The sequence below is a fragment of the Pseudomonas sp. genome, from assembly GCF_050739995.1.
GTDB lineage: Bacteria > Pseudomonadota > Gammaproteobacteria > Pseudomonadales > Pseudomonadaceae > Aquipseudomonas.
This window is the reverse complement of sequence record NZ_JBOICG010000770.1, coordinates 1-1981: the sequence shown is the minus strand read 5'-3', so window position 1 is coordinate 1981 and position 1981 is coordinate 1. Positions and strand designations below refer to the sequence as shown.

The following is a 1981-nucleotide window of genomic DNA, read 5'->3' as shown; positions in this document are numbered from 1 at the left end:
CGTCTGGGCTAGGGTCAAGCCGGCCTGCAATGACGTCAAGGCAGTCTGCACGTTGGCTGCACGAGCCATACGCGCCTCTTTGGTCATGGAGTTGTCAGCCATGATCGCCGCCAGTTCGGCCATTTTTTCGGCAATCTGCTTTTTGATTTGGCGGATCATTTTCAGCAGCTGCTTGACGCTGTCGCTCAGGCTGCTGTTGTCGATATCGCTATTCTCGGATTCGGCCTTGGAGGCGCCCATGCCGGCACCGGAAATGGTCACCTTTACGCCTTCAGTGGCCTTGGGTGGCACTGGCGGCGTCGTTTGTGTGGCGTCCTTGTCCTTTTCCTTGACGACATCAGAAGGCTTCAAGACCGCAACAACCGGCACATTGATAGTTGGGTTCTGGATGGTGCTGACTGACATGATCTGAGCTCCAGCTCATAGGGAGTACATCCATGTATCGACCTCGATACATAAAGCTTTATACCGCTGCCGCTTTTTTGTACACGCTGGCCTGATCCACCCTCGGTGCGTTACCCTTACGTCTTATGTGTGTTTTCCCACAAGGATTTAAGAAATGTCCGAGCCAGTTAAACTGCGCGCTCACAGCCAGGCTCATTGCAAGGATTGCAGCCTGGCCCCCCTCTGCCTGCCACTTTCGTTGAATCTGGAAGACATGGATGCGCTGGACGACATCGTTAAACGCGGCCGCCCACTGAAAAAAGGCGAGTTTCTGTTCCGCCAGGGCGACAAGTTTGATTCCGTCTATGCAGTACGTTCGGGCGCATTGAAGACGTTCAGCCTGAGCGACAGCGGCGAAGAGCAAATCACCGGTTTCCACCTGCCCAGCGAGTTGGTCGGGTTGTCCGGTATGGACACCGAGATTCACCCGGTGTCGGCTCAGGCCCTGGAGACTACGTCAGTGTGTGAAATCCCCTTCGAGCGTCTGGACGAATTGGCCCTGCAACTGCCACAACTGCGCCGTCAGTTGATGCGCGTGATGAGCCGGGAAATTCGTGACGATCAGCAGATGATGTTGCTGTTGTCGAAGAAAACCGCCGACGAGCGCATTGCCACGTTCCTGGTCAACCTGTCGGCACGCTTCCGTGCCCGTGGGTTCTCGGCCAACCAGTTCCGCCTGAGCATGTCGCGTAATGAAATCGGCAACTACCTGGGCCTCGCGGTGGAAACCGTGTCCCGCGTATTTACCCGGTTCCAGCAGAACGAACTGATCGCCGCCGAAGGCAAGGAAGTGCATATCCTTGACCCGATCCAACTGTGTGCACTGGCCGGTGGTTCGCTAGAGGGTTGATCCAGAGACCTGCGGCCGCGCCAACCGGCGAGGCCGCAGGTATACTTCGAGTCCGTTTCCAGCCCCAGGACTCTTCGACGATGACCTTCGATTCGTTCGACATCAAATCCCTGATCCGCCCCGTCATCGACTTCCCCAAGCCTGGGGTGATCTTTCGTGACATCACACCTTTATTCCAATCACCCCGCGCCCTGCGCCTGGTGGCCGACAGCTTTGCCCATCGTTATGTCGAGGCCGAGTTCACCCACATCGGCGCGATGGATGCCCGAGGCTTTCTGATCGGTTCAATCATCGCCTACCAGCTGAACAAACCGCTGATCCTGTTCCGCAAGCAGGGCAAGCTGCCGGCTGACGTACTGGCCGAGGGGTATCAGACCGAGTACGGCGAGGCCTTCCTGGAAGTGCACGCTGACAGCCTGTGCGAGGGCGACTCGGTGTTGATGTTCGATGACTTGATCGCCACCGGAGGCACCCTGATCGCGGCAGCGAACCTGGTACGACGCATGGGAGCGAAGATCTTCGAAGCGGCGGCGATCATCGACCTGCCGGAACTGGGTGGCTCGCAACGTTTGGAAGACATGGGGATTCCGACGTTTTGCCTGACGCAGTTTGCGCTGACTGAACAATAACCGTCTGGCCTGATGTTTCGGCCGTCTTCACTGGCCTCTTCGCGAGCAAGCCCGCTCC

The 1981-nt window shown here is 57.6% G+C and carries 3 protein-coding genes; 2 read left to right on the top strand and 1 reads right to left on the bottom strand.

Features of this window, described 5'->3' with window-relative positions:
• Positions 1-405 (bottom strand): hypothetical protein (locus ACRESD_RS26150; RefSeq protein ID WP_431753552.1); only part of this gene is annotated, 405 nt, incomplete at its 3' end.
• Positions 406-559: 154 nt separating this feature from the next.
• Here ACRESD_RS26150 and fnr point away from each other — a divergent pair.
• On the top strand, positions 560-1294 hold the full coding sequence (gene fnr, locus ACRESD_RS26145) for a fumarate/nitrate reduction transcriptional regulator Fnr (protein WP_016979302.1): 735 nt from the start codon (positions 560-562) through the stop codon (positions 1292-1294).
• Between the two features lie 80 nt (positions 1295-1374).
• A complete protein-coding gene (locus tag ACRESD_RS26140) occupies positions 1375-1923 on the top strand; it encodes an adenine phosphoribosyltransferase (protein ID WP_028617477.1) in 549 nt (182 codons plus the stop codon).
• Positions 1924-1981: the final 58 nt, after the last annotated feature.

What these genes read in the sequence shown, in the direction of transcription:
- fnr (WP_016979302.1), top strand. Translation starts at nt 560, where the DNA reads ATGTCCGAGCCAGTTAAACTGCGCGCTCACAGCCAGGCTCATTGCAAG.
- ACRESD_RS26140 (WP_028617477.1), top strand. Translation starts at nt 1,375, where the DNA reads ATGACCTTCGATTCGTTCGACATCAAATCCCTGATCCGCCCCGTCATC.